The sequence below is a fragment of the Paraburkholderia humisilvae genome (assembly GCF_902859855.1).
Taxonomy (GTDB): domain Bacteria; phylum Pseudomonadota; class Gammaproteobacteria; order Burkholderiales; family Burkholderiaceae; genus Paraburkholderia; species Paraburkholderia humisilvae.
Genome location: NZ_CADIKH010000286.1, coordinates 1 through 1,926 on the forward strand (window position 1 = coordinate 1; position 1,926 = coordinate 1,926).

Genomic DNA, 1,926 nt, shown 5'->3' on the forward strand with positions numbered 1-1,926 from the left:
CCGTCGCTCGCAACAAGCTCAAAAGCGCTCAGCACCGACCTTCGATCATCGCCGCGTGCTGGATTCAGGCAACCTTGTGGTGACGTCATGATTTATGGAAAGGTCAATAGCTTGAGAATTTCCGCCGAATGCATCCATCTTTAACTCGTACGACTTACCGATCCACAAGGCCGCATCGCGATGATCGCTCAACGCGTCCCCGGTGTTCGGATGCACGAAGACATCAAGCGTGCCGTGATTCAGCATAAGCCAGGACATGATGTCGGCCAAGTGCGCAGGCGAAAATTCGATTTGACATGACCATTGCGGATGAGGCCCGACGGGCCGCTCATGAAACCGCCCAAGTTCGATGACTGTGCCGAGTTCCTGCTCGATGACTTGCCGCAATGCCCACGCCGCGTCGCGGCTATCGGCATCGAAGTAGATATGCGCGTGCCAGCTTTTGATCACGCTCGTGCTGCGCGAAGACATAGCAGTGTCCAGAAGTGAATGACGGGTGGATGACGCGACCTCGACCGCCGGGTCATTATCGCGCAGCTAACCGATGAGCGCGTGGGATTTCGGAACGTAAGATGGATCTAAGGGCTCTGGTGCAAATAGATGAGTGAGTTGAGCAGTTTCTGATATAAAGGACGCCTTATTGAGTTGACAGGACAGCATCCCATACGGCGGGCGTGGTGGCATCCCCGAGGCCGAACCTCGCGAGATCGAACTGATCCTTGCGAATGCGATGCATCAACTCGATGCCTGAAATCGTGGTCGCTGCGCTACTGAACCGTTTGAAGCCGAGCATCACATTCGTTCTGGATTTGATGTGACGATGATCCTGCTCGACCAGGTTGTTCAGATACTTCGAGCTTCGAACCCTCGTGTCTTCGGGCAGCAGGCCGTCGACCTTCATCTCGCGCACCGCCCGGTGCGAGGCAGCGTAGCCATCGGGCGTGATCGTCTCTGGCGGCTGGCCCTGATGCCTGATAGCCTTGCTGAAAAAGGCTCTGGCCGCGGCCACATCGCGCTTTGCCCTGAGCATGAAGTCCACCGTCTGGCCAGCCCGATCCACCGCCCGGTACAGGTAGACCCACCTGCCACGAATCTTCAGCCAGGTCTCGTCGACACGCCACGAACGACCCACGGGTGTAGCAAAGCAGTTCCAGCGTTTGACGAACTCAGGCGTATAACGCCTCACCCAGCGAAGGATGGTCGTGTGAGCCAGCGACAAGCCCCGTTCGGCCATCATCCCGACCAGATCGCGCAGGCTCAGCTTGTAGCGCAGGTACCAGCGAACACACAGGATGATGATTTCCCGATCAAAATGTCGCCCATCGAACAACCCCTCCAGCCCCTTGCGCTTGATCATCACCGGCTACCCGTTTGATAGGCTCGCTACTTTATCCGATTCGCCGAGCATATTTGCACCAGAGCCATTCGCAGCATCCTCGCTGCCCATGGACGTTAATATGAACTCGAGTCCAAGCGGTTTCGCAGTACTCACTGCTATGCTCGGCGTCGACACAAGCGTGCTGCGCGGCATTTGGGCACCATGGGCAACCGACCCGAGCAGACCCGTGGGTCACACCGGCCGACACAACGTCGGTCGGTGCAAGGTGCACCTGAGGCCGCCTCGATCTCGACGACTTCGATACCGCTTCCTGCACCAAACTCGTCGTCATGAAAATGCGTCACACTGCCCTGCCTGCTTCCGGTCCTGACCTGCCGCCCGGCTTTCCCGGTGCCGACGAACTGGCCGTGCTGCGCGCCTGGTACACGGGTCTCGCTGTGCGTCCCTGCGTCGAGCGCTACCTGACCATGGAAAAGGGTTCTGTCGCATTAAGGCGGAGAAGGTAAAATTCGAGGCTGACGAAAACGCTTGGCCGCGTGATGAAGAAGACACTGACGCCACGAACGACGCTGGCACCGGGCATTACC

The 1,926-nt window shown here is 58.2% G+C and carries 1 protein-coding gene and 1 pseudogene; both read right to left on the reverse strand.

Translation table 11 applies throughout. The features are described from left to right. Window positions 1–120: 120 nt before the first annotated feature. Window positions 121–471, reverse strand: a pseudogene (locus HV796_RS41935) (DOPA 4,5-dioxygenase family protein); the annotation flags it as partial. Between the two features lie 166 nt (window positions 472–637). After that, window positions 638–1,357: an IS6 family transposase gene (locus HV796_RS41940; protein ID WP_175233504.1), complete on the reverse strand. Its 720-nt coding sequence runs from the start codon at window positions 1,355–1,357 to the stop codon at window positions 638–640. Window positions 1,358–1,926: the final 569 nt, after the last annotated feature.

Bases quoted from the DNA above. Each gene is read 5' to 3' on its own strand.
- HV796_RS41940 (WP_175233504.1), bottom strand. From the start codon at position 1,357: ATGATCAAGCGCAAGGGGCTGGAGGGGTTGTTCGATGGGCGACATTTT.